Origin of the sequence: Thiobacillus denitrificans DSM 12475 (assembly GCF_000376425.1) — a bacterium.
Lineage (GTDB): Bacteria > Pseudomonadota > Gammaproteobacteria > Burkholderiales > Thiobacillaceae > Thiobacillus > Thiobacillus denitrificans.
The window spans coordinates 306,334-328,655 of the sequence record NZ_AQWL01000005.1 but is presented as its reverse complement, the minus strand read 5'-3'; the positions used below and the strand labels follow the sequence as shown (position 1 = coordinate 328,655).

At 63.9% G+C, this 22,322-nt stretch carries 25 protein-coding genes; 19 read left to right on the top strand and 6 right to left on the bottom strand.

Annotated features, from left to right (window positions below):
• Nucleotides 1-109: 109 nt before the first annotated feature.
• Nucleotides 110-604 carry a GlcG/HbpS family heme-binding protein gene (locus B059_RS0110485; protein WP_018078207.1) on the bottom strand — a complete coding sequence of 165 codons (495 nt, stop codon included), beginning with the start codon at nucleotides 602-604 and terminating at the stop codon, nucleotides 110-112.
• A gap of 161 nt (nucleotides 605-765) precedes the next feature.
• Here B059_RS0110485 and leuS point away from each other — a divergent pair, with 161 nt between their 5' ends.
• The 11 genes from leuS to gstA all read left to right on the top strand — a co-directional run bounded on the left by leuS (nucleotide 766) and on the right by gstA (nucleotide 11,656).
• Nucleotides 766-3,447, top strand: coding sequence for a leucine--tRNA ligase (gene leuS, locus B059_RS0110480; RefSeq protein WP_018078206.1), 2,682 nt, complete (start codon nucleotides 766-768; stop codon nucleotides 3,445-3,447).
• Nucleotides 3,444-3,944, top strand: a complete 501-nt coding sequence (locus B059_RS0110475; protein ID WP_018078205.1) for an LPS-assembly lipoprotein LptE — start codon at nucleotides 3,444-3,446, stop codon at nucleotides 3,942-3,944. The genes leuS and B059_RS0110475 overlap by 4 nt, the downstream gene beginning before the upstream one ends.
• Nucleotides 3,941-4,954 carry a DNA polymerase III subunit delta gene (gene holA, locus B059_RS0110470; RefSeq protein ID WP_018078204.1) on the top strand — a complete coding sequence of 338 codons (1,014 nt, stop codon included), beginning with the start codon at nucleotides 3,941-3,943 and terminating at the stop codon, nucleotides 4,952-4,954. Before B059_RS0110475 ends, holA begins: the two co-directional genes overlap by 4 nt.
• 73 nt (nucleotides 4,955-5,027) lie before the next feature.
• Nucleotides 5,028-6,305, top strand: coding sequence for a glutamate-5-semialdehyde dehydrogenase (locus B059_RS0110465; protein WP_026177442.1), 1,278 nt, complete (start codon nucleotides 5,028-5,030; stop codon nucleotides 6,303-6,305).
• 4 nt (nucleotides 6,306-6,309) lie between these two features.
• Entirely contained in the window at nucleotides 6,310-6,957 is a 648-nt protein-coding gene (gene nadD / locus B059_RS0110460; RefSeq protein ID WP_018078202.1) for a nicotinate-nucleotide adenylyltransferase, read from the top strand.
• The gene (gene rsfS / locus B059_RS0110455; protein ID WP_018078201.1) at nucleotides 6,954-7,313 is read left to right on the top strand and encodes a ribosome silencing factor; all 360 of its coding nucleotides are present in this window, start codon (nucleotides 6,954-6,956) and stop codon (nucleotides 7,311-7,313) included. Before nadD ends, rsfS begins: the two co-directional genes overlap by 4 nt.
• A complete protein-coding gene (gene rlmH, locus B059_RS0110450; RefSeq protein ID WP_018078200.1) occupies nucleotides 7,314-7,784 on the top strand; it encodes a 23S rRNA (pseudouridine(1915)-N(3))-methyltransferase RlmH in 471 nt (156 codons plus the stop codon).
• Between the two features lie 17 nt (nucleotides 7,785-7,801).
• Nucleotides 7,802-8,413: a Maf family protein gene (locus tag B059_RS0110445; RefSeq protein ID WP_018078199.1), complete on the top strand. Its 612-nt coding sequence runs from the start codon at nucleotides 7,802-7,804 to the stop codon at nucleotides 8,411-8,413.
• 17 nt (nucleotides 8,414-8,430) lie between these two features.
• Nucleotides 8,431-9,882, top strand: a complete 1,452-nt coding sequence (gene rng, locus B059_RS0110440) for a ribonuclease G (protein ID WP_018078198.1) — start codon at nucleotides 8,431-8,433, stop codon at nucleotides 9,880-9,882.
• A gap of 17 nt (nucleotides 9,883-9,899) precedes the next feature.
• Nucleotides 9,900-10,526, top strand: coding sequence for a DNA-3-methyladenine glycosylase family protein (locus B059_RS0110435; protein ID WP_018078197.1), 627 nt, complete (start codon nucleotides 9,900-9,902; stop codon nucleotides 10,524-10,526).
• Nucleotides 10,527-11,047: 521 nt separating this feature from the next.
• Nucleotides 11,048-11,656 (top strand): glutathione transferase GstA, encoded by a 609-nt coding sequence (gstA, locus tag B059_RS0110430; RefSeq protein WP_018078196.1) that lies wholly within the window; start codon nucleotides 11,048-11,050, stop codon nucleotides 11,654-11,656.
• 198 nt (nucleotides 11,657-11,854) lie between these two features.
• On the opposite strand, the gene xth is transcribed toward gstA, so the two are convergent.
• The 3 genes from xth to B059_RS0110415 form a co-directional block, all read right to left on the bottom strand.
• Nucleotides 11,855-12,622, bottom strand: a complete 768-nt coding sequence (xth, locus tag B059_RS0110425) for an exodeoxyribonuclease III (RefSeq protein ID WP_018078195.1) — start codon at nucleotides 12,620-12,622, stop codon at nucleotides 11,855-11,857.
• 132 nt (nucleotides 12,623-12,754) lie between these two features.
• Nucleotides 12,755-13,288 carry a glutaredoxin family protein gene (locus tag B059_RS0110420; RefSeq protein WP_018078194.1) on the bottom strand — a complete coding sequence of 178 codons (534 nt, stop codon included), beginning with the start codon at nucleotides 13,286-13,288 and terminating at the stop codon, nucleotides 12,755-12,757.
• Nucleotides 13,289-13,470: 182 nt separating this feature from the next.
• Entirely contained in the window at nucleotides 13,471-15,549 is a 2,079-nt protein-coding gene (locus tag B059_RS0110415; RefSeq protein ID WP_026177441.1) for a M3 family metallopeptidase, read from the bottom strand.
• 65 nt (nucleotides 15,550-15,614) lie between these two features.
• Here B059_RS0110415 and B059_RS0110410 point away from each other — a divergent pair, with 65 nt between their 5' ends.
• Genes B059_RS0110410 through B059_RS0110390 form a run of 5 tightly spaced genes read left to right on the top strand, consistent with a single transcriptional unit; the run spans nucleotide 15,615 to nucleotide 19,101 of the window.
• On the top strand, nucleotides 15,615-16,163 hold the full coding sequence (locus tag B059_RS0110410) for a gamma carbonic anhydrase family protein (protein WP_018078192.1): 549 nt from the start codon (nucleotides 15,615-15,617) through the stop codon (nucleotides 16,161-16,163).
• A gap of 39 nt (nucleotides 16,164-16,202) precedes the next feature.
• Nucleotides 16,203-16,697, top strand: coding sequence for a peroxiredoxin family protein (locus B059_RS0110405; RefSeq protein ID WP_018078191.1), 495 nt, complete (start codon nucleotides 16,203-16,205; stop codon nucleotides 16,695-16,697).
• Nucleotides 16,694-16,954 carry a hypothetical protein gene (locus B059_RS0110400; protein ID WP_026177440.1) on the top strand — a complete coding sequence of 87 codons (261 nt, stop codon included), beginning with the start codon at nucleotides 16,694-16,696 and terminating at the stop codon, nucleotides 16,952-16,954. The genes B059_RS0110405 and B059_RS0110400 overlap by 4 nt, the downstream gene beginning before the upstream one ends.
• Before the next feature lie 22 nt (nucleotides 16,955-16,976).
• Nucleotides 16,977-18,641: an energy-dependent translational throttle protein EttA gene (ettA, locus tag B059_RS0110395; RefSeq protein ID WP_026177439.1), complete on the top strand. Its 1,665-nt coding sequence runs from the start codon at nucleotides 16,977-16,979 to the stop codon at nucleotides 18,639-18,641.
• Nucleotides 18,642-18,648: 7 nt separating this feature from the next.
• Nucleotides 18,649-19,101 (top strand): NanQ anomerase/TabA/YiaL family protein, encoded by a 453-nt coding sequence (locus B059_RS0110390; protein WP_018078190.1) that lies wholly within the window; start codon nucleotides 18,649-18,651, stop codon nucleotides 19,099-19,101.
• 4 nt (nucleotides 19,102-19,105) lie between these two features.
• Here B059_RS0110390 and B059_RS0110385 read toward each other — a convergent pair whose 3' ends face one another.
• Both B059_RS0110385 and B059_RS0110380 read right to left on the bottom strand, forming a co-directional pair.
• A complete protein-coding gene (locus B059_RS0110385) occupies nucleotides 19,106-19,309 on the bottom strand; it encodes a SlyX family protein (RefSeq protein WP_211206896.1) in 204 nt (67 codons plus the stop codon).
• Nucleotides 19,306-19,866: a TlpA family protein disulfide reductase gene (locus B059_RS0110380; protein ID WP_026177438.1), complete on the bottom strand. Its 561-nt coding sequence runs from the start codon at nucleotides 19,864-19,866 to the stop codon at nucleotides 19,306-19,308. Before B059_RS0110380 ends, B059_RS0110385 begins: the two co-directional genes overlap by 4 nt.
• Between B059_RS0110380 and B059_RS0110375 the strand changes: the two genes are divergently transcribed.
• The 3 genes from B059_RS0110375 (at nucleotide 19,865) to B059_RS0110365 (ending at nucleotide 22,171) form a co-directional block, all read left to right on the top strand.
• Complete coding sequence (locus B059_RS0110375; protein WP_018078187.1) at nucleotides 19,865-20,278, top strand: CopD family protein; 414 nt, start codon at nucleotides 19,865-19,867, stop codon at nucleotides 20,276-20,278. The genes B059_RS0110380 and B059_RS0110375 overlap by 2 nt on opposite strands.
• 135 nt (nucleotides 20,279-20,413) lie before the next feature.
• Nucleotides 20,414-21,655 carry a THUMP domain-containing class I SAM-dependent RNA methyltransferase gene (locus tag B059_RS0110370; RefSeq protein ID WP_018078186.1) on the top strand — a complete coding sequence of 414 codons (1,242 nt, stop codon included), beginning with the start codon at nucleotides 20,414-20,416 and terminating at the stop codon, nucleotides 21,653-21,655.
• A 24-nt stretch (nucleotides 21,656-21,679) separates the two neighbouring features.
• Entirely contained in the window at nucleotides 21,680-22,171 is a 492-nt protein-coding gene (locus B059_RS0110365; RefSeq protein ID WP_157273667.1) for a hypothetical protein, read from the top strand.
• The last annotated feature ends 151 nt before the right edge of the window (nucleotides 22,172-22,322 follow it).

Here is a 22,322-nt window from a genome sequence, read left to right as displayed (position 1 = left end):
ACCCGCAAGGAGTAGGCCGTGGTAGTAGAGGCGCCAAAGCGCCAACAAGCACGCACCATCCGCGCAGGGGCGGGCTTGTTGCCCGCAGGCGCCGCCCCGGCGAGGCTGTTTACATGGCGAATTCCAGCCGTTCCTCCACTTTCTTCAGTGCGGCTGCGGCACAGGCGGCATCCTTGTCGCCGCCGGGCGCGCCGGAGATCCCGATTGCGCCGATCAGGCTGCCGGCGGCGCGGATCGGCAGGGCGCCGTCCATCACGATAAGGCCGTCGATGTGGTTGAGCTCGGGGCGGATGTCGCCGCGCGCGGCGCGGAACTCGCCCGAGTCGATACCCGACATGATGGTCATGCCGGCCTTGCGCTCGGCGATTTCAAGGGTGTGGCGCGCGGCCAGCGTGTCGCGCAACGCGGCCTGCACGTTGCCGGCCCGGTCGAGTACGACGGCGGAGACGTTGTAGCCGTCCTGGCGGCAGGCCTCGACCGAGGCCATCGCGATATCGCGCGCCAGTTCCAGGCTGATCTGCCTGACTGGCAGCATATCGGGCGGGGCGGCGGCCAGGGCGGGCAGGGAAGCGGCAAGCAGGGCAAGCGGAAGCAGCGTTTTCATGGAGTCTCCTTCGGGGTAAACAATAACCGACATCCATGGCCGGGCAGTGTTCCCAGCCAGAACAGGGCAGTCCGGCCGGCCGCAACGGGAATGCGCCATGTCCGGGTGGCGCGGCAGAGCCGGCGGTATAATCGCCGGCTTGATTCTAAGCGGTTGCTGCAATGCAAGAAAAATACCTTCCCTCGGACATCGAACGCGCCGCCCAGCAGAAATGGGCGGCCAGCCAGGCCTACCGCGCCGATGAGGCGTCCGACCGCCCCAAATACTACTGCCTGTCGATGTTCCCCTATCCTTCGGGCAAGCTGCACATGGGCCACGTGCGCAACTACACCATCGGCGACGTGCTGGCGCGCTACCACGCGATGCGCGGCTACAACGTGATGCAGCCGATGGGCTGGGACGCCTTCGGCCTGCCGGCGGAGAACGCTGCCATCGCCAACAATGTGCCGCCCGCCGCCTGGACCTACGCCAACATCGACCACATGCGCACGCAACTGCAGGCGCTGGGCCTGGCCATCGACTGGTCGCGCGAGCTCGCCACCTGCAAGCCCGACTACTACCGCTGGGAGCAGTGGCTGTTCACCCGCCTGTTCGAGAAGGGCGTGATCTACAAGAAGATGGCCAGCGTCAACTGGGACCCGGTCGACCAGACGGTTCTGGCCAACGAGCAGGTGATCGACGGCCGCGGCTGGCGCTCGGGCGCGCTGGTCGAGAAGCGCGACATCCCGATGTACTTCTTCCGCATCACCCAGTACGCGGATGAACTGTTGACCGGCCTCGACACCCTGCCGGGCTGGCCGGAGCGGGTGAAGACCATGCAGGCCAACTGGATCGGCAGGAGCGTCGGCGTGCGCTTCGCCTTCCCGTACACGCTCGACGGCCGCGACGAGAAGCTGTGGGTGTTCACCACCCGCGCCGACACCATCATGGGCGTGACCTTCTGCGCCGTCGCCGCCGAGCATCCGCTCGCCACCCGCGCCGCTGCCGACAACCCTGCACTCGCCGCCTTCATTGCCGAATGCAAGCAGGGCAGCGTCGCCGAGGCCGACATGGCGACGATGGAAAAGAAGGGCATGGATACCGGCCTCATGGTGACCCATCCGCTCACCGGCGAGGAGATCCCGGTGTGGGTCGGCAACTACGTGCTGATGAGCTACGGCGAAGGCGCGGTGATGGCGGTGCCGGCGCACGACGAGCGCGATTTCGGCTTCGCCCGGAAATACGGCCTGTCGATCAGGCAGGTCATCGATGCACGGGAAAGTGCAAGCAAGCTTCAGCAGGCGATTGCGGATACCCGGTCGAACCGGGCGCTGAGCGCCGAAGAAGCCGAATACGCCGAGGAATTTGCTGAGCACGCGACTGAATTCACGGATCGCAACTGGCAGGAATGGTATGGCAGCAAAGCGGGCGTCTGCATCAACTCAGGGAAATATGATGGCCTGAGTTACACGGCTGCCGTGGACGCCATCGCCGCCGACCTTTCCGCCAAAGGGCTCGGCGAAAAGAAAACCCAGTTCCGCCTGCGCGACTGGGGCATCTCGCGCCAGCGCTACTGGGGCTGCCCGATCCCGATCATCCACTGTGACGCCTGCGGCGACGTGCCGGTGCCGGCCGAGCAGCTGCCGGTGGTGCTGCCCGAGGACGTCGTGCCTGACGGTTCAGGCAACCCGCTCAACAAGTGCGCCGATTTCGTCAATTGCGTCTGCCCCACATGCGGCGGCGCGGCGCGGCGCGAGACCGACACCATGGACACCTTCGTCGAGTCGTCGTGGTACTACGCGCGCTACGCCTGTCCGGATTACGCCGGCGGCATGCTCGACGCGCGGGCGGACAAATGGCTGCCGGTCGACCAGTACATCGGTGGCATCGAGCACGCCATCCTGCATCTGCTGTACGCGCGCTTCTTCCACAAGCTGATGCGCGACGAGGGGCTGGTTTCGAGCGACGAGCCGTTCGCCAACCTGCTGACGCAGGGCATGGTTGTCGCCGACACTTACTACCGCGAGGATTCTTCCGGCAAGAAGACCTGGTTCAACCCGGCCGAAGTCGAGTTGCGCGATGGCGCTGCGTTCTGCAAGACCGATGGCCAGCCGGTCACGGTCGGCGGTACCGAGAAGATGTCGAAGTCGAAGAACAACGGCGTCGATCCGCAGGCGCTGATCGATGCGTACGGTGCCGACACCGCGCGCCTGTTCACCCTGTTCGCCGCGCCCCCGGAGCAGAGCCTGGAATGGTCGGATGCCGGGGTCGAGGGCGCGCACCGCTTCCTCAAACGGCTGTGGAAGGCCGTGCATGACCACCTGCAAGCACACGGCAGCGTCGCCGCCTGCATGCATGGAAATCCGGGCAATTTAAGCGATGAAGCCAAAACGCTGCGCCGCCAGTTGCACCAGACCATCCAGAAGGTCAGCGACGACATCGAGCGCCGCAAGCAGTTCAATACGGCGATTGCGGCGGTAATGGAACTGATGAATGCGCTCGGCAAGCTGGAGGGCGACGATGCCGTCACCCGCAGCCTGCGCCAGGAAGTGCTCGAAGCCGCGGTGGCGATGCTTGCACCGATGGTGCCGCACATCAGCGAGACGCTGTACGCCGAACTCGAACCGGGCGCCGCGATGACGTGGCCGGCAGTGGACGAAACCGCACTGGTGCAGGACGAGATCGAACTGATGCTGCAGGTCAACGGCAAGCTGCGCGGGCAGATCCGCGTGGCGGCGACGGCGGCGCGCGAAGCCATTGAAGCGGTCGCACTGGCAAGCGAGGCGGCGCAGAAATACCTGCAAGGACAACCACCGAAAAAAGTGGTGGTGGTGCCCGGACGTTTGGTTAATATCGTCGCATGAACCGCCGACTGTTCCTTGCCGCCCTGCCAGCCGCGCTCGTCGCGGGCTGCGGCTTTCAGCTGCGCCGTGTGGCCGACCTGCCGTTTGCCAGTCTGTATATCGAGGCAACGCCGGGTAGCGCGGTGGGGCAGCGCATCCGTTCCCTGCTGACGGCGAACAAACAGACGCGGCTGGTCGCGACCGCCGACGAAGCCGAGGCCGTGCTCAAGATCACCCATGAAGAACGCACCAGGGTCATTCTCTCGCTGTCCGGCGCAGGGCGCGTCACCGAATACCGGCTCGGCTTGCGGCTGGGGTATGCGGTGAACGACAAGGCAGGGATGGAGCTGGCGGCACCCGAGGCCATCGAGCTTACCCGCGATATCACCTACGACGACACGAAAGTGCTGGCCAAGGGCGCGGAAGAACAGCTGCTGTATCGCGATATGGATGAAAACGCGGCCTTGCGGATTCTGCGCCGCCTGCAAAGCCTGAAACCCGGAATCGGCGCTTCTTGAACATTACGGCCGATCGCCTGTCCGATCATCTTGCGCGCGGCCTTGCCGCGCTTTACGTGGTGGTAGGCGACGAGCCACTGGCGGCGCAGGAAGCGGGCGACGCCATTCGCGTGGCGGCGCGTGCAGCGGGGCATACCGAGCGCATTGTCTACAGCGTGCAGGGGCGCTACAACTGGCAGGACATTTTCGCCGACGGCGACAATTTCTCGTTGTTCGCCGAGCGCCGGCTGGCCGAAATCCGCATTCCTTCCGGCAAGCCCGGCGTCGACGGCGCCAAGGCGCTGGAAACCTATGCCGCCCGGCTGCCCGCCGACACGCTCACCCTCATCAGTCTGCCAGGACTGGACCGGAAAACCATGCAGAGCCGCTGGTTCGCCGCGCTGGCAGCGGCCGGTGTGGTGGTCGAGGCAAAGCCGGTCGAGCGCGCCGCCTTGCCCGACTGGATCGAGCGCCGGCTGGCCAAACAGGGCCTGCGTGCCGACCGTGCCGCACTGGAATTCCTAGCCGACCGGGTCGAGGGAAATCTGCTCGCGGCGCAGCAGGAAATCGACAAGCTCGCGCTGTTGCTGCCGCCGGGGACGGTGACGCTGGCCGATATCGAACATGCGGTGGCCGATGTCAGCCGGCTGGAAGCCGATATCCTGCAGGATGCGTTGTATGCGGGCGATGGCGCGCGCTTTGCCCAGGTGGTGGCCGATTTGAAAGACAGCGGCGAAGCGGTGCCGGCCATCCTGTGGCAGGTGTCATCGGCCGTGCAGCTGCTGCTCAGGCTAAAATCGGCGGTGGTGCAGGGCGACAGCCTGCCTGGAGCGATGCGGACACTGTGGGGCCGCGACAGGCAGCGCGCGCCGCAGATCGAGCGGGCGGTGAAACGCCTGGGCCTGGCGCAGGTCGAGACTGCGCTGGCCGACCTGGCGTTGATCGACCGCCAGGCCAAGGGACTGGAGCGCGTGGGCGATCCCTGGGATACGCTGCTGCGGGTGGGTATGACGCTGGCCAGGGCGGGTTAACGCTGATTTCGCGGGCGTAAAATCAGCGTTAACCCGCCCCCGATTCCGGGCGGCCGGACAACAGGACAAGATGATGGACGTGAAACAGTACATGCAGACGCTGGGCAAGCAGGCGCGCGAAGCCTCGCGTGCGATTGCCCGCGCCGACACCAACCAGAAAAACCGCGCGCTGCTGGCGATGGCGGCGGCGATCCGGCGCGATGCCGCGAAGCTGCTGGAAGCCAATGCGCGCGACATGGAGCATGCGCGCGCCAGCGGGCTCGATGCCGCGCTGCTCGACCGCCTGCAGATCAACGACAAGACCGTCACCGGGATGGCCGAAGGCCTGGAGCAGATCGCCGCGCTGCCCGATCCGGTGGGCGAGATCACCGACCTCAAGTACCGTCCCTCCGGCATCCAGGTCGGCAAGATGCGGGTGCCGCTCGGCGTCATCGGCATCATCTACGAGGCGCGCCCCAACGTGACGGCGGACGCCGCCGGACTGTGCCTGAAGTCAGGCAACGCCGCGATCCTGCGCGGCGGCTCGGAGGCGCAGCACTCGAACCAGGCGGTCGCCGCCTGCGTGCGCGAGGGGCTGGAGGTCGCCGGCCTGCCCGCGACCGTGGTGCAGGTGATCGAGACCACCGACCGCGCCGCGGTGGGCGAGCTCATCACCATGAAGGATTACGTCGACGTCATCGTGCCGCGCGGCGGCAAGGGCCTGATCGAGCGCATCACCGGCGAGGCGCGGGTGCCGGTGATCAAGCACCTGCACGGCAACTGCCACGTGTATGTGGACGACCGCGCCGATCTCGCCAAGGCGGTGAAGATCGTCGAAAACGCCAAGACCCAGCGCTACGGCACCTGCAACACCACCGAATCGCTGCTGGTGGCGCGCGGCGTCGCTGCCGCCGTACTGCCCGAGATCGGCCGCATGCTTGCCGGCAAGGGGGTGGAAATGCGCGGCTGTCCGGAGGCGCTGGCGATTCTGCAGGGTGCCGGCATTGCCGCGGACAAGCTGAAGGCCGCGGTGGAATCCGACTGGACCGAGGAGTATCTCGGCCCCATCATCGCGGTCAAGGTGGTCGACGGTATCGACGCGGCGATGACGCATATCAACAGCTACGGCTCGCAGCATACCGACGCCATCGTCACCGAAGACTATGGTCGCGCACGACGCTTCCTGCGCGAGGTCGATTCGGCCAGCGTCGTGGTCAACGCCTCGACACGCTTTGCCGACGGCTTCGAGTACGGCCTTGGCGCGGAAATCGGCATCTCCACCGACAAGATCCACGCGCGCGGGCCGGTCGGACTCGAAGGGCTGACCAGCCAGAAGTGGGTGGTATTGGGAGACGGGCACGTCCGCGGCTAAGGCCATGCCGCCTATCGGCGTTTTTGGCGGCACCTTCGATCCCGTCCACTTCGGTCATCTGCGTCTGGCGGAGGAAATGGCGGCGGCGATCGGCTTGAGCCGGGTGCTGTTCATTCCCGCCGGTGCGCCGCCGCACCGTGGCGTGCCGCGCACCGCGGCGGCGCACCGGCTGGAAATGGTGCGCCGGGCGATTGCCGGTAACCCGTGTTTCGAGGTGGATGCGCGCGAAATACAGCGCCCGGCCCCGAGCTACACGGTGGACACGCTGACCGCCCTGCGCGCCGAGCTGGGCAACGAACAGCCGCTATGGCTGCTGCTGGGGGCGGATGCCTTTCTCGGGCTGCCGGGCTGGCATAAGTGGCGGCGCCTGTTCGACCTGGCGAATATTGCGGTCGCCGCGCGCTCCGGTGCGCAGTTGCTGCAGCCTGACACCCTGCCGGACGACCTGAAACATGAATTATCGCAACGCCGGCAAGCCGCCGCATCGGCTGTTTGCCCAGCCGGCGCGGTGCTGTTGCGGCAGATGACGCCGCTGGGCATTTCGGCCACCGATATTCGAGACACCCTGGCACGGCATGGCAGCGCGCGTTATCTGCTGCCCGATGTCGTGCTCGACTATATTCACGAACACCAACTCTATCGCTACCCATGAACATCGAAAACAAAATCAAACGGATCGTCGGCGCCCTCGAAGAAATCAAGGCGCAGGACATCACCGTGCTCGACACCGGCAAGCTCACCTCGCTGTTCGAACGCATGGTGATCGCCAGCGGCACTTCCAACCGCCAGACGCGCGCACTTGCCGACAACGTGCGCATCAGGATGAAAGAAGCGGACGAATACGTGGGCAACACGGAAGGCGAGGACAGCGGCGACTGGGTGCTGCTCGACCTCGGCGACGTGATTGTTCACGTGATGCTGCCTGCCGTGCGCGCGCATTACAATCTGGAAGAACTGTGGGGGGCGGGCGAAGCGGCGCGTGCGCGGCACATTCAATCCGACCACTGAGTGAAGCTTCACCTGATTGCCGTCGGCCACAAGATGCCCGGCTGGATCAACGCGGGCTACGACGACTATGCGCGCCGCATGCCGCCCGATCTGCCCTTGCTGCTGACCGAGATCAAACCCGGTCATCGGGTGGCGGGGGAAGATGGCGCGCGGGCACGGCAGCTTGAAGCCGGGAGCATCCTTGCGGCGCTGCCCGCCGGTTGTCTGCCGGTGGTGCTCGACGAACGCGGCGTGCAGGCGACGACGCGCGAACTGGCGGCCTGGCTGCAGGACTGGATGGCCGAAGGCGTTTCCCCGGCCTTTGTCATCGGCGGGGCGGATGGCCTTGACGACAGCGTGAAGGCGCGTGCCGGCAAGCTGCTGGGGCTGTCGAAGCTGACGCTGCCGCACGCGCTGGCGCGGGTGCTGCTGGCCGAGCAGGTGTATCGGGCGGCGTGCATTATCAAGGGACATCCCTATCATCGGGATTGAGGAGGAATAACGAAAATATGCTGGTTGATAAACGGATTTATCTGGCCTCGCAATCGCCGAGGCGTCGCGAACTCCTGAAACAGATCGGCGTTGCCTTCGATGTGCTGGCATTGCGTGCCGTGTCCGGCCGCATGGATGTGGTCGAAGTGCCGCGCGCCGACGAAACCGCACTCGATTTCGTGCAGCGCATGGCAGCCGAAAAGGCGGCCTGCGGCTGGCGCGCAGTGGATGCGCGCCACCTGCTGCGCTTTCCGGTTCTGGGCGCGGACACGGTGGTCGAACTGGACGGCGCCATCCTCGGCAAGCCGGCCGGCCGCGCCGAGGCCGAAGCCATGCTGGTCCGCCTGTCGGGGCGCCAGCATCATGTACACACCGCGGTGGCGGTGCAGCATGATGGCCGGCAGGAGCTGCGCCTGTCATCCAGCAAGGTCAGCTTTACCGCGCTCGATGCCGCCGCTATCGCGCGCTATCTGGAAACCGGCGAATACCTGGGCAAGGCCGGCGCCTACGCCATTCAGGGGCGCGCTGGCGCGTTCGTCGAACATATCGACGGCAGCTACAGCGGCATCATGGGTTTGCCGTTATATGACACAGCCGTTTTATTGAGAGCCTTCGGTCTCGCTGTCTGAGCGAATCCGCCATCCCCATGAGCGAAGAAATCCTCGTCAATGTCACCCCGCAGGAAACCCGGGTCGCCGTGCTGCACCTGGGCGTGGTACAGGAGCTGCATATCGAGCGTGCGCAATGCCGGGGACTGGTCAGCAACATCTACATGGGACGCGTGGTACGCGTGCTGCCGGGGATGCAGTCGGCCTTCATCGACGTCGGTCTGGAGCGCGCGGCTTTCCTGCACGTGGCCGACATCTGGGAGGAGCGCCACGGCAGCGAATCCGAGCGCCAGATCGAGCTGATCCTGCACGAAGGCCAGAGCCTGATGGTGCAGGTGATCAAGGACCCGATCGGCACCAAGGGTGCGCGGCTTTCCACGCAGATCAGCTTCGCCGGACGCTACCTGGTGTATCTGCCGCAGGAAACCCACATCGGCATTTCGCAGAAGATAGAAGGCGAGGAAGAACGCGAACAGCTGCGCCAGAAACTGCACCAATTGATGCCCAGCGACGCGACCGGCGGCTTCATCGTGCGTACCATGGCCGAAATGGCGGAAGATGCCGAAATGCAGGCCGACATCGACTATCTGCGGCGGCTGTGGGGCAGCATCCAGTCGCGCGGCAACTGTACGGTGCCGTGCCTGCTGTACCAGGATCTCGACCTGTCGCTGCGGGTGCTGCGCGACTTCGTCAATCGCGACACTACCCGCATCCTCATCGATTCGCGCGAAACCTACCAGCGCATGGCCGAGTTCGCGCAGAACTACACCCATGCCGTACTCGAAAAGCTGCAGCATTACGGTGCCGACCGCCCGCTGTTCGAACTGCACGCCATCGAGGACGAGATCGCCAAGGCGCTGGGGCGACGTGTCGATTTGAAGTCGGGCGGTTATCTCATCATCGACCAGACCGAGGCGCTGACCACGGTGGACGTCAACACCGGCGGCTTCGTCGGTGCGCGCAATTTCGACGACACCATCTTCAAGACCAACCTCGAAGCGGCGCAGGCCATCGCGCGCCAGCTGCGACTGCGCAACCTCGGCGGTATCGTCATAATCGACTTCATCGACATGGACAATACCGAGCACCAGGAAGCGGTACTCACTGAACTGAAGAAAGTGCTGGCGCGCGACCCCACGCGTACCACCGTCAGCGGTTTTTCTGCGCTGGGCCTGGTGGAAATGACGCGCAAGCGGACGCGCGAATCACTGGCACACGTATTGTGCGAGGTCTGCCCCACCTGCGGGGGGCGTGGCGAAATCAAGACGGCGCAGACCGTATGCTACGAAATCCTGCGTGAAATCCTGCGCGAAGCACGCCAGTTCGACGCACGTGAATTTCGTATCGTCGCCGCGCAGAGTGTGATCGACCTGTTCCTGGACGAGGAGTCCGGCAGTCTCGCCCAGCTTATCGATTTCATCGGCAAACCGGTGTCGCTGCAGGTTGAGACGACGTATCCGCAGGAGCAGTACGACATCATCCTGCTGTGAGACTGAAAGGATTTTTCATGAAAATCCGCTCCCCTGCCTATTGGCATACCGCCTGCACCGAACTCGCGGCAACCGACCCGGTGATGGCCGCGCTCATCGCGCGCTATCCCGATGCCGTGCTGGACGATCGCGGCGATCCCTTCCAGACCCTCGCACGTGCCATCGTCGGCCAGCAGATTTCAGTCAAGGCGGCCGACAGCGTGTGGGCGCGTTTCGCCGGATACGCGCAAACCGTCAGCCCGGAACGCATCGTCACGCTCGAACTGGAGGCGCTTGCCGCCTGTGGCCTGTCGCGCCGCAAGGCGGAATACCTGCGCGATCTGGCCGGACATTTCGTCGATGGCCGCATCGACCCGGTACGTTGGAAGAAAATGGAAGACGAGGCCGTCATCGCCGAACTCATCGACGTGCGCGGCATCGGTCGCTGGACCGCCGAGATGTTCCTCATCTTCAGCCTGCGCCGCCCCGACGTCTGGCCGGTCGACGACATCGGCCTGCAGAAGGCCGTCGCCCTGCATTATCTCGGCGGCGAGCGGCCCACCCCCAAGGCGCTACGTCGGCATGGCGAGCGCCATGCGCCGTGGCGCACGGTCGCCACCTGGTATCTGTGGCGTAGTCTCGACCCGGCGGTGGTGCAGTACTGATCCTGTTTTTGGCGGGAGAGGAAGCAGGTATTGGCGGATTGGGCTGTCTGCATTGGGTCAAGCAGCGAAACCCGGGCCGATTGCAGTGTTCGGCGCTTCCTCGGCCGAGGGCGATGCTGGAGATTTGAGTGGACGGGTTCCGCTATGGATTCGTTACTGGGCAAAGGCCGGGTAATCTTACCGAACGCCAGCTTTCTGCTCTCCATTCGTGACCGTTTACGTGAATCCACCCGCGCAAGGTTGCGCGTGGACCGCCAGTAGCGCCGTACCTGAAAGCGCCCGTTGCTTCATCGAGCATGCTCTCTCTCTCTCCGCGTCGATATTCGTCATGTGAAAGCAGCCTATGCTGGCCGGGCAGAAGCCACTGATGTGCATGGCCGGCCACCCATCCGGACCTGCCGGAACGCTACGCGGAGCCGGCTCCGCTCAATAGACCACCCGGCGACCACCTCCTGCGGTGGTAACGAGCAGGTGCTATACCTACCAACTCCCCACTTCTCTCAACTTTAGGAGGCAATGCCATGAAACTCTATTACAGTCCGGGAGCCTGCTCTCTTTCCCCCCACATCGTGGCGATCGAGATTGGCATGCCTGTGGAGCTGGTACGCGTCGACTTAGGGACCGGCCGAACAGAATCCGGCGAGGACTACAGCAAGATCAATCCGGATGGCTATGTGCCCGCGCTGGCTCTGGCGGACGGCGATGTGCTCACGGAAGGGCCGGTCATCGTGCAGTATCTGGCAGATCAGGCCGAAGACAAGGAACTCGCGCCGGCTTACGGCAGCCGGGCGCGGTACCGCCTCATGCAGTGGCTGAACTTCATCTCCACCGAGCTGCACAAGACCTATTCGTCCCTGTTCGACTCGCGCGTACCGCCCGACTGCAAGGCCTTGTTCATAGAGCGACTGGCCCAGCGTTTCACTCATGTCGCGGCGGTACTTGAGACGCAGCCTTATCTCATGGGCGAGCAATTCACCATAGCGGACGCCTACCTTTTCACGGTGACTTCGTGGGCGCCGCATGTCGGCTTCGATCTTTCGCCCTGGCCCGTGCTGACGGCCTATCAGAGCCGCGTGGCGGCGCGACCGGCGGTGCAGCAGGCGCTGGCCGAGGAAGGTTTGCTCAAGTGAACCGGACGGCCATGGGCATCGGGAATCGAAGCGGATGGATATCGAAAGCCCGTCGCCGCCGTTGGCCGGACAAACGACGGTTGGGTACCACAGTGGCCTCTGCTCCTGGCCGATAGTGCCGTTACATTTCCCCCATCGGTCTGATTTCCATTATTTCGACGGATGTTCGCTTGTCGGGCGGAGTCGATCGCAAGGACTTCAGTTTCCAATCTCGGCGACTACCGGTGCGTGATCCGATGGCCGTTCCAGTTTGCGCATGTCGCGGTCGATCGTGCTTGAGATGCAGGTGGCCGCCAGGGGCGAGGAAAGCAGGATGTGATCGATCCTGAGGCCATGGTTGCGGCGGAAGCCCATCATGCGGTAATCCCACCAGGAGAAGCTTTTCTCGGGCTGTTCAAACAGGCGGAAGCTGTCCTTGAGGCCCAGCGCCAGCAGATTGCGGAAGCGCTCGCGCTCCGGTTCCGATACCAGCACACATCCCTCCCAGGCCTGGGGATCGTGCACGTCGCGGTCTTCCGGCGCGACGTTGTAATCGCCGAGCACGGCGAGCCGGGGGTGGCGCGTCAGTTCGTCCTTCAGCCACGCGGCCAGCGCGTCGAACCAGGCGAGCTTGTAGGGATATTTGTCGGAGTCGAGGCTCTGGCCGTTGGGGCAATACACGCACACCAGCCGTACGCCGTCGACGGTGGCGGCAATGACGCGCTTCTGTTCGTCCTCGAAACCCGGGATGCCGATGCCGACCTCGCTCGGTTCGGCGCGGCTGACGATGGCGACGCCGTTGTAGGTTTTCTGCCCGGCGAAGGCGACGCGATAGCCGGCCGCTTCCAGTTCGGCGACCGGAAAGTTGTCATCGGTGAGCTTGGTCTCCTGCAGGCACACCGCGTCGGGCTGGCGGGTGGCGAGAAAATCCAGCAGCTGGGGCAGGCGGACCTTGAGGGAGTTGACGTTCCAGGCGGCGAGTTTCATGGCGCCGAGTTTAGCGCATACGACTCCACATGAGCTTTAGCTCATAGTGGATCGGAGTCCTTCAGGGCCGCCGCTGGAACTGCGGCAGGCTCAGGGGGCTGGTATGTGCTTTAACGCCCGGAGGAACGGCGCTTAGGGTTTGGCCGGAGCCGGGGCCGCAGGACTGGGTGCGGCGGCCGGTTCCGGTTTGCGGCCCGGCAAGGCGGATTTGGGATAGCCGGCGCGGTCGAGCGTGGATTGCCATTGCCCGGTCTCAAAGCCGTCCAGCTTGTCGCTGCCGACCACGAGCACCGGAACGTTCAAACGTCCGGTAAGTTTTTGCAGTTCGGCCTGCGCTTCGGAGCTGGCTTGCGGATCCTTGTTGCTATGGGGAACGCCGCGCTCGTTCAGCAGTTGCCGCGCCTGGTCGCAGGGCGCGCCGCAGGCACTGGCGTACAGGGTGACCGGGTATTTCTCACGCGCGGTTCTGGCGGCATAGGATTCGCCAACCTCGATGACGCTGCCCTTGAAGGCTTTCTGCTGTGCATTCCTGATGCTGGGTGGGGGGGGCTGGTCGCTGTACACCGCGCGGCCTTGTGCGTCCTTCCATTGATACAGCTGGGCGGCGGCAAGCGGGGTGCTCGCCACCGCCAGCCAGGCCGCTACCATGATGAGTCCCGCTTTCATGCCGTGCTCCGAAAGACCTGATTCTCTGCTCTAACGGCCATAACCGGGCAGGGCTTTACCTGCGAGTGCCCTGAAGGGCATGAAAGCCCGCCGTGGCTGTTTCCGCAAGGGGCGTCGTGGTGTCACGCCGATAAATCGGCAACAGCCGCGCACTCAAGCCAGCAAGCTGGCAGCAACCGCGCTCATGCCATGCCGTTATGGCGCAGCAGCGCGTCGATGGTGGGCTCGCGGCCGCGGAAGGCTCTGAACGATTCGAGTGCCGGGCGGGCGCCGCCCTGGGCGAGGATCTCGCTCCAGAAGCGATGGCCGACTTCCGGGTTCACCACGCCGCCGTAGCCTTCGGCCTCGTCCTCGAACAGCGCGTAGGCGTCGGCCGACAGCACTTCCGCCCACTTGTAGCTGTAGTAGCCGGCTGCGTAGCCGCCAGCGAAGATGTGCGAAAAGTTGTTGGGGAAGCGGTTGTAGGCGGGCGGAATGATGACCGCGACCTTCCTGCGGATGTCCTCGATCAGATCCTGCGCCGTGCGCTTGCCGTTGGGATCGAAGTCGTCGTGCAGGTGCATGTCGAAGCTGGCGAACTCGATCTGGCGCAGCGTCTGCAGGCCGGACTGGAAATTCTTCGCCGCCAGCATCCTGTCGAACAGCGCCTTGGGTAGCGCTTCGCCGCTGTCGACGTGGGCGGTCATGTGCTTCAGCACGTCCCATTCCCAGCAGAAGTTTTCCATGAACTGGCTCGGCAGCTCGACCGCGTCCCACTCGACGCCGTTGATGCCGGAGACGCCAAGCTCCTCGATCTGCGTCAGCAGGTGGTGCAGGCCGTGGCCGGTTTCATGGAACAGGGTGATGACCTCGTCGTGGGTGAACAGGGCGGGTTTGCCGCCGACCGGCGCCGAGAAGTTGCAGTTGAGGTAGGCGACCGGGGTCTGGATGCCGCCCCCCTTCCTGCGGCGGGTGATGACATCGTCCATCCAGGCGCCGCCGCGCTTGGATGCGCGTGCGTAGAGGTCGAGGTAGAACTGGCCGACACGCTGGCCGGCGTGGTCGCTGAGCGTGTAGAACTTGACGTCCGGGTGCCACACCGGCGCCATGTCTTCGCGCACGTACAGGCCGTAGAGCGTCTCGATCAGCTTGAACAGCCCGGCCAGCACGCGCGGCTCGGGGAAGTACTGCTTCACCTCCTGGTCGGAAAAACTGTAGCGGGCAATGCTCAGTTTTTCCGACACATAGGTGGTGTCCCAGGCCTGCAGCTCGCTCAAACCGAGTTCGTCGCGAGCGAAGGCTTTCAGTTCCTCGAAGTCCTTCTCGGCATAGGGCCGTGCGCGGGCGCCGAGCTCGTCGAGGAATTTCAGCACTTCGGCCGGGGTGTCGGCCATCTTGGCCGCCAGCGATACCTCGGCGTAGCTTCTGAACCCCAGCAGCCCGGCCGCTTCGCGCCGCAGCTTGAGGATGGCAGCGATCAACGGCGTGTTGTCGAATTCAGCCTTGCCCTCGGGAGAGGTGGCCGAGGGGAATTCGGAGGCGCGGGTGACGTAGGCGCGGTACATCCGCTCGCGCAGGCCGCGATTGTCGGCGTACTGCATCACCGGCAGATAGGACGGCATGTGCAGGGTGATCTTCCAGCCGGTCTTGCCGTCGGCTTCGGCCGCGGCTTTCATGGCGGCCAGCACGTCGGCCGGCACACCGCCGAGCTCGGCGGCATCGTCGATGAACAAGGCGAAGTCATTGGTGGCGTCGAGCAGGTTTTCCTCGAACTTGGCCGACAGCTGGGACAGTTCCTCCTGAATCTGCATGAAACGGGCCTTCTTGTCGGCCGGCAATTCGGCACCGCCGAGGCGGAAATCGCGCAACTCGTTATCGACGATCTTCTGCCGCGGGGCGGACAGCGCGGCGAAATCGGGACGCGCCTTGAGCGCCTTGAACTTGGCAAAGAGCGCCTCGTTCTGCCCCAGTTCGGCGTAGTACACGGTGATCTTGGGCAGGCTGGCATTGTAGGCTTCGCGCAGTTCGGGCGAATCCATCACCGAATGCAGGTGCGACACCTGGCCCCAAGCGCGACCGAGTTTCTCGTTGGCATCGTCGAGCGGGGCGACGAAGGCGTCCCATTCGGCCGGGGTGTCGGGCGACTCGGCACGTGCCACTGCGGCGCGACACTCGCCCAGCAGCTGGTCGATGGCGGGAGTGACGAATTCGGGTTTGAATTCGGCGAAACGGGGCAGACCGGAAAAGTCGAGCAGGGGGTTTATGCCCATCGGGGTATTCATGGCGACAACCAACAGTGAGGGGGAAGGGAATTATACTTTCGGCTGGTAGACGGATTTTCAACCCCATGACAGACAAGGTTTATGCTCAATCGCTGGCGCCGCATCACGGCGTTGCCCCGACGCTCGCCGCCGGCGCCTGGGTGCACCCGCGCGCCACGGTGATCGGCGAGGTTACGCTCGGCCGCGACGCCTCGATATGGCCGGGCGCGGTGATCCGCGGCGATGTCAATGCGATCGGCATCGGCGAGGCGAGCAACATCCAGGACAACAGCGTGCTGCACGTATCGCACAGGACGCCAGCCAATCCGGCGGGCGGGCTGCTGCTCATCGGCGCGCGCGTGACGGTGGGGCACACGGTCATCCTGCACGCCTGCACCATAGCGGACGAATGCCTGATCGGCATGGGCAGCATCATTCTCGACCGCGCGGTGGTGCAGAAACACGTGCTGCTGGGCGCCGGTTCGCTGGTACCGGAAGGCAAGGTGCTCGAATCCGGCCATCTGTATCTGGGGCGCCCGGCCAAGCTGGTACGTGCGCTGACCACGGAAGAAATCGCCTACTTCAGCTATTCGGCCGAGCACTATGTCGCGCTGGCGCGGTCATATCAATCCTAGGTGCAGGATTCAAGTCGCACGTTTACAAGGTAAAAGCCCGTGAAATACACCAAACCGCTACTCGTCGCCGTTGCCGTGCTCGCCATCGTCGGCGCGCTGGTCTATGCCCTGATGGACAAGTCCAGCGCGCCGGCCGCCACCTTCACCACGCTGGAGGGCAAGCCCATCGTGCTCGATGAGCTGCGCGGCAAGGTCGTGCTGGTCAACTTCTGGGCGACCTCCTGCCCCGGCTGCATCAAGGAAATGCCGGGCATGATCGAAACCTACAACCAGTACAGGAGCCGCGGCTTCGAAATCGTCGCGGTGGCGATGAGCTACGACCCGCCCAACTATGTGACCAATTTCGTGCAGACGCGCCAACTGCCGTTTCCGGTGGCGCTCGACCTCAACGGCGAGCACGCCCGCGCCTTCGGCAACGTGCAGCTGACGCCCACCAGTTTCATCATCGGCAAGGACGGCCACATCCTCGAACAGAAGCTGGGCGAACTCGATTTCGTCAAGCTGAAGGCCTTGCTCGACCGGGAACTGTCATGACGAGAGCCCTCGCTGCAGCCGTGCTGCTGTTCACGCTGAACGGGTGCGGCCTGGCCGGCGCAGACCCGGCGGCCAAGCCGGCATCGCAGCCCGCTGCGGGCAAGCCTTTGCCCCCGGCACCACCGCCGCCGCCACTGCCGGACAAAGCCGGTGCATGTGCCGCGGACGTCAAGCAGTGCGCCGACGGCAGCTATGTCAGCCGCAACCCGGACAACGACTGCGCGTTTGACGCGTGTCCGGGCGCAAACAACCACTAACTTCTTCCGGATTTATTTTTTCATGGCGCAATACGTGTATTCCCTCAACCGGGTCGGCAAGATCGTGCCGCCCAAGCGGCAGATCCTGAAGGACATTTCTCTCTCGTTTTTCCCCGGTGCCAAGATCGGCCTCTTGGGCCTCAACGGTTCCGGCAAATCCTCGCTGATCCGCATCATGGCCGGCGTCGATAAAGACATCGAGGGCGAGGCGATCCCGATGCCGGGCATCCGCATTGGCTACCTGCCGCAGGAGCCGCAGCTCGACCCCGCGCATACGGTGCGCCAGGCGGTCGAGGCCGGGCTCGGCGAGATCGTTTCCGCGAAGACGCGGCTCGACGAGATCTACGCGGCGTATGCGGAGCCGGACGCCGACTTCGACCAGCTCGCCGAGGAGCAGGCGAAGTGCGAGGCGATCCTTGCCACCGCCGGCGCCGACCTCGACACCCAGATGGAAATTGCGGCGGATGCCTTGAGATTGCCGCCGTGGGACGCGGTGATCGGCAACCTCTCCGGCGGCGAGAAGCGCCGCGTCGCGCTGTGCCAGCTGCTGCTGTCGAATCCCGACATGCTGCTGCTGGACGAGCCGACCAACCACCTCGATGCCGAATCGGTCGATTGGCTGGAGCAGTTCCTGGTGCGCTATCCGGGCACCGTGGTGGCGGTGACGCACGACCGCTACTTCCTCGACAACGCCGCCGAGTGGATTCTCGAACTCGACCGCGGCCACGGCATCCCGTGGAAGGGCAACTACACCAGCTGGCTCGAGCAGAAGGAAGCGCGGCTGGAGACCGAGTCCAAGCAGGAACTCGGCCGCATCAAGACGATGAAGCAGGAACTGGAATGGGTGCGGCAGAACCCCAAGGCGCGCCAGGCCAAATCGAAGGCGCGTCTGGCCCGCTTCGAGGAGTTGAATTCGGTCGAATACCAGAAGCGCAACGAGACGCAGGAAATCTTCATCCCGGTCGGCGAGCGTCTCGGCGACAAGGTGATCGATTTCCATAACGTGTCGAAATCCTTCGGCGATCGCCTGCTGATCGACAACCTCTCCTTCAGCGTGCCGCCCGGCGCCATCGTCGGCATCATCGGACCCAACGGCGCCGGCAAGTCGACTTTCTTCAAGATGATCACCGGGCAGGAGAAGCCCGACAGCGGCGAAGTCGAGATCGGCCAGACGGTGAAGCTCGCCTATGTCGACCAGAGCCGCGACGCCTTGAGTGCCGACAAGACCGTGTTCGACGAGGTCGCCGAAGGCCGCGACATCCTCACGGTCGGCCGCTACGAAACGCCGTCGCGCGCCTATCTGGGGCGCTTCAACTTCAAGGGCGGCGACCAGCAGAAGCGGGTCGGCAACCTGTCCGGCGGCGAGCGCGGCCGGCTGCATCTGGCGAAGACGCTGATCGCCGGCGGCAACGTGCTGCTGCTCGACGAACCGTCCAACGACCTCGACGTGGAAACCCTGCGCGCGCTGGAAGACGCGCTGCTCGAATTCGCCGGCTGCGTGCTGGTGATCTCGCACGACCGCTGGTTCCTCGACCGCATCGCCACCCACATCCTCGCCTTCGAAGGCGACTCGCAGGTGACCTTCTTCCCCGGCAACTACCAGGAATACGAGGCCGACAAGAAGAAGCGGCTGGGCGAGGAAGGGGCCAAACCGAAGCGCATCCGCTACAAGCCGATCAGCCGCTGAGCACGCAATGATTCTGGCAAACCTGGCCGAGGCCGACCGCTACCGCACTTTGCATCCGCTGTTTGCGCGTGCCTTCGACTTCCTGCGCAATACCGACCTGGCAGCGCTCGCGCCCGGCAAACACGGCATACAGGGTGAACAGCTCTTCGCCATCGTCGAGGCCTGCGCCGGCCGCACGCGGGCGGAGGCGAAGCTGGAATGCCATCGCCGTTACATCGACATCCAGCTGGTACTGGAAGGCGTCGACGAAATGGGCTGGAAGCCGCTGGCCGCGTGCGTGGACCCGGCGACGGATTACGATGCGGCGCGCGACATCCGCTTCTTCAGCGACGCGCCGTCAAGCTGGATCGCCACGCCGCCAGGTGCGTTCTGCATGTTCTTCCCCGACGATGCCCACGCGCCGCTGGTGGGTCCGGGCATGATCCACAAGGTGGTGCTCAAGATCGCAGTCCAGGTGTGAGGTTTCAGTAGTGCGGCGGGATTTCATCGCGCAGGGTGCGCGCCTCCTCCGGCAGTACCGCCTGGCATTGCTGGTGCAGCAGGCGTAGCTGCTGCTGCAGCAAATCGAGTTGTCCCTGCTGGCGAATCACGGTCTGGTTGAGCGTCTCGATCATATCTTCGGCAAACGCAAGCTTGGCTTCGAGTTCGTTGAGGCGGGCGTCCATCATCGTTTTCCAGGTTGTGTGGCCGGGTTCAGCAGCGGCGTGACCAGCTTTTCCAGCCGCGGATAATGCACCTGTCCGGCAATCCTGTGGCGTATGCGGCCGTCGGTGTCGACGATGAACGAGGTCGGCACGCTTTGCACGTTGCCGAATGCGTGGGCGACCGAGGCATTGGTCGGTGCAGCCATGAAAGCATACTCCTTGTCCTGCATCCAGGCGGCGATTTTTTCCGGCGGGTCGTCGACGCTGATGGAGACGACCTCGAAGCCCCTTGCCCGGTAGTCCTGCCAGAAACGGTCGATCGCCGGCTTTTCCTTGCGGCAATACGGGCACCAGGTTGCCCAGAAGTTCACCAGCACGACCTTGCCCTTGAGAGCGTCGCTGGTCAGCGCCCGGCCATCGGGCAGCATCACCTGCCAGGGCGGGGCGGGGCGGTTCTCCTCGCTGACGTCGGCCGGCGGGCGAAACCACAGGTACGCGATCAAACCCAGTAAAATCAGGGTCAGCGGACTCGGCGTCCACTTCTTGGCTGTTTTTATTAAATCGGTGGCTTGTCTATCCATGCTGTGGCTGAAATCGTTTCATATCGTGATGGTGGTGAGCTGGTTTGCCGGGCTGTTCTACCTGCCGCGCATCTTCGTCAATCTGGCGATGGAAACCAACGATGCCGCCTACGACCGCCTGCTGCTGATGGCGCGCAAATTGTACCGGTTCGTCACCCCCATCATGTGGCTGACGCTGATTACCGGCGTCTGGCTATGGCTGGCGTACTGGCTGCCGACGATGGGCTGGCTGTGGGCGAAGCTCGCGCTGGTCGGCGGGCTGATCGGCTATCACCATGTCTGCAAAAGCCTGTTGCGGCAGTTTGAAGCAAGACAGAACCGGAAATCGCACACTTGGTTCCGTTGGTTCAATGAAATCCCGGTGATCGTGCTGCTGGTCGTGGTGCTGCTGGTCGTGCTGAAGCCGTTTTAACTTCTTTTTTTCATCCGCGAATACCCGAAGGGCATAAAGGACGCGAAGGGCCGCGAAGAAAACCGAAAGCGATTCTTGTTTTTTCTTCACGTTTCTTCGCATACTCCGCGGATAAATCGTTCTTGAGAGCATTCCTTGAAACCCGAACCCCGCCGTAAACCCGCGCCGCATCCCGTCCGCCCCGAGCGTGAGACATTGCCGCCCGCCAGCCATTTCGCCACCTGCCCGCGCGGGCTGGAGGAACTGCTGGTCGCCGAACTGAACGCCGCCGGCGCGCAGGTGGTGCGCCAGCTGCCGGCCGGCGTGCTGTTCATGGCTGACGCCGCCGCCGAGATGCGCGCCAACCTCAGCTCGCGCATCGCCACCCGCATCCTGCGCAAGGTCGGCTACACCCGCTACAAGAAGGAAGAGCACATCTACCGCGCCGCGCTCGACCTGCCGTGGCCGGACTGGTTCGATGTGAAGAAGACCATCGCGGTCAAGGTCGGCGCGCAGAACGCGCCGCTGAAAAGCCTCAACTTCATCACGCTGAAGATCAAGGACGCGATCTGCGACCGCTTCCGCGAGGAAACGCGCGAACGCCCGAGCGTCGACACCGAAGCGCCCGACGTGCCGGTGTACGCCTTCTTCACCCCGGACGCGGTGACTTTCTACCTCGACACCTCGGGTGAACCGCTGTTCAAGCGCGGCTTCAAGCGCGAGGCCAGCGCCGCATCGATCAAGGAAAACCTTGCCGCCGGCCTGTTGCTGCTGTCCGGCTGGGAACCCGGCACGCCGTTGCTCGATCCGATGTGCGGCGCCGGCACCATCCTGCTCGAAGCGGCCGACATGGCGCTGAACCGGGCACCGGGGCGCAGCCGCCACTTCGCCTTCGAGCACTACCGCGACTTCGACGCCGCGCTGTGGCAGCGCATCAAGGCGGAGGCGAAGGCGCAGGAGAAGCCGCTGACGACGCTGCCGATCTTCGGCGCCGACCACGACCGCTGGGTGCTCGACAAGGCGCGCAACAACCTCGCCGCCGCCGGCTATGCCGGCATCGAACTCAAGGTCTCCGACGTGTTGGACCTCAAGCCGCCTACCCCGGTCGGCACCATTGTCACCAACCCGCCCTATGGCGAGCGCATCGGCGAGGCCGAAGAACTGGCCGAGTGGTATCCGCTGCTCGGCGACTGGCTGAAGCAGAACTTCGCCGGCTGGGAGGCATGGATCATTTCTGGCGATCCGTTGCTGCCGAAGCTGATGGGTCTGAAGGCGAGCCGACGCATCCCGCTGTTCAACGGACCCATCGAGACGCGCTTCCTGCAGTACAAGGTGATTGCGGGGTCGATGAAGACGAAAAAGTCAGACGCTGGGGCTGCCAGCGACAATGGTATCTGACCCCATTTTTACGGTGCGACCACCATGGCAAAGATGATGATGTTCCACGTGCCAGAAGACAAAGATCTCCTTGCTGCCTATGGAGAGTTAAGTCTTCGCCACGAGCATCTGACACGCATCTTGCGAATGACAATAAAGACGTTGGCGAATCTTGAGGTTACAGAAGCTTTAGACGCTACGGTATACGATGGTGCTGCAAAGCTTCGAGATCGGATTAAGACCATAGCTCGACAGCGCCTTGGAGAAGGTGAGGCACTTTTAAAGTTGCAAGCGCTTATGGAACGATGCAAGCGTGTTTCCGATAAGAGAAATGAGTTTATCCATAGCGTTTGGGGAAAGGAGCTTGACGGCGAGCCGTTTCGCCATGCAAACGATCATAGTTGGCAACCTATTCCGACTGCTAATGAGCTTACATCGCTTGGAAAAGATATCTTGACGCTAACTGAGCAACTCAATGAAGCACGCCTCTTCGGTTTCTTGGCTGAGGCTCTTGCAAAACGGCCAGTAGCAAAGTGAATTGAACGTCATGCCATCCAACATCTCAGTCAAACCTAGACGCGACTGAAGCGCGCCGGTTACTCCAAACGTTGGGAAAAATAGGGGACAGACCACGATTTCGCGGTGATCCACGCTGCGTGGTGAAGCTGCAATAGGATCATCACTAGCA

Excerpts from the sequence above, each read along its gene's own strand:
- B059_RS0110465 (WP_026177442.1), top strand. The coding sequence starts at position 5,028 with ATGGACGTGAAACAGTACATGCAGACGCTGGGCAAGCAGGCGCGCGAA.
- B059_RS0110375 (WP_018078187.1), top strand. The coding sequence starts at position 19,865 with ATGCTGTGGCTGAAATCGTTTCATATCGTGATGGTGGTGAGCTGGTTT.
- B059_RS0110410 (WP_018078192.1), top strand. The coding sequence starts at position 15,615 with ATGACAGACAAGGTTTATGCTCAATCGCTGGCGCCGCATCACGGCGTT.
- B059_RS0110380 (WP_026177438.1), bottom strand. The coding sequence starts at position 19,866 with ATGGATAGACAAGCCACCGATTTAATAAAAACAGCCAAGAAGTGGACG.
- rng (WP_018078198.1), top strand. The coding sequence starts at position 8,431 with ATGAGCGAAGAAATCCTCGTCAATGTCACCCCGCAGGAAACCCGGGTC.
- B059_RS0110390 (WP_018078190.1), top strand. The coding sequence starts at position 18,649 with ATGATTCTGGCAAACCTGGCCGAGGCCGACCGCTACCGCACTTTGCAT.
- gstA (WP_018078196.1), top strand. The coding sequence starts at position 11,048 with ATGAAACTCTATTACAGTCCGGGAGCCTGCTCTCTTTCCCCCCACATC.
- B059_RS0110475 (WP_018078205.1), top strand. The coding sequence starts at position 3,444 with ATGAACCGCCGACTGTTCCTTGCCGCCCTGCCAGCCGCGCTCGTCGCG.
- B059_RS0110415 (WP_026177441.1), bottom strand. The coding sequence starts at position 15,549 with ATGAATACCCCGATGGGCATAAACCCCCTGCTCGACTTTTCCGGTCTG.
- B059_RS0110385 (WP_211206896.1), bottom strand. The coding sequence starts at position 19,309 with ATGATGGACGCCCGCCTCAACGAACTCGAAGCCAAGCTTGCGTTTGCC.
- ettA (WP_026177439.1), top strand. The coding sequence starts at position 16,977 with ATGGCGCAATACGTGTATTCCCTCAACCGGGTCGGCAAGATCGTGCCG.
- B059_RS0110435 (WP_018078197.1), top strand. The coding sequence starts at position 9,900 with ATGAAAATCCGCTCCCCTGCCTATTGGCATACCGCCTGCACCGAACTC.
- rsfS (WP_018078201.1), top strand. The coding sequence starts at position 6,954 with ATGAACATCGAAAACAAAATCAAACGGATCGTCGGCGCCCTCGAAGAA.
- B059_RS0110365 (WP_157273667.1), top strand. The coding sequence starts at position 21,680 with ATGGCAAAGATGATGATGTTCCACGTGCCAGAAGACAAAGATCTCCTT.
- nadD (WP_018078202.1), top strand. The coding sequence starts at position 6,310 with ATGCCGCCTATCGGCGTTTTTGGCGGCACCTTCGATCCCGTCCACTTC.
- xth (WP_018078195.1), bottom strand. The coding sequence starts at position 12,622 with ATGAAACTCGCCGCCTGGAACGTCAACTCCCTCAAGGTCCGCCTGCCC.
- B059_RS0110445 (WP_018078199.1), top strand. The coding sequence starts at position 7,802 with ATGCTGGTTGATAAACGGATTTATCTGGCCTCGCAATCGCCGAGGCGT.
- B059_RS0110485 (WP_018078207.1), bottom strand. The coding sequence starts at position 604 with ATGAAAACGCTGCTTCCGCTTGCCCTGCTTGCCGCTTCCCTGCCCGCC.
- B059_RS0110400 (WP_026177440.1), top strand. The coding sequence starts at position 16,694 with ATGACGAGAGCCCTCGCTGCAGCCGTGCTGCTGTTCACGCTGAACGGG.
- leuS (WP_018078206.1), top strand. The coding sequence starts at position 766 with ATGCAAGAAAAATACCTTCCCTCGGACATCGAACGCGCCGCCCAGCAG.
- B059_RS0110420 (WP_018078194.1), bottom strand. The coding sequence starts at position 13,288 with ATGAAAGCGGGACTCATCATGGTAGCGGCCTGGCTGGCGGTGGCGAGC.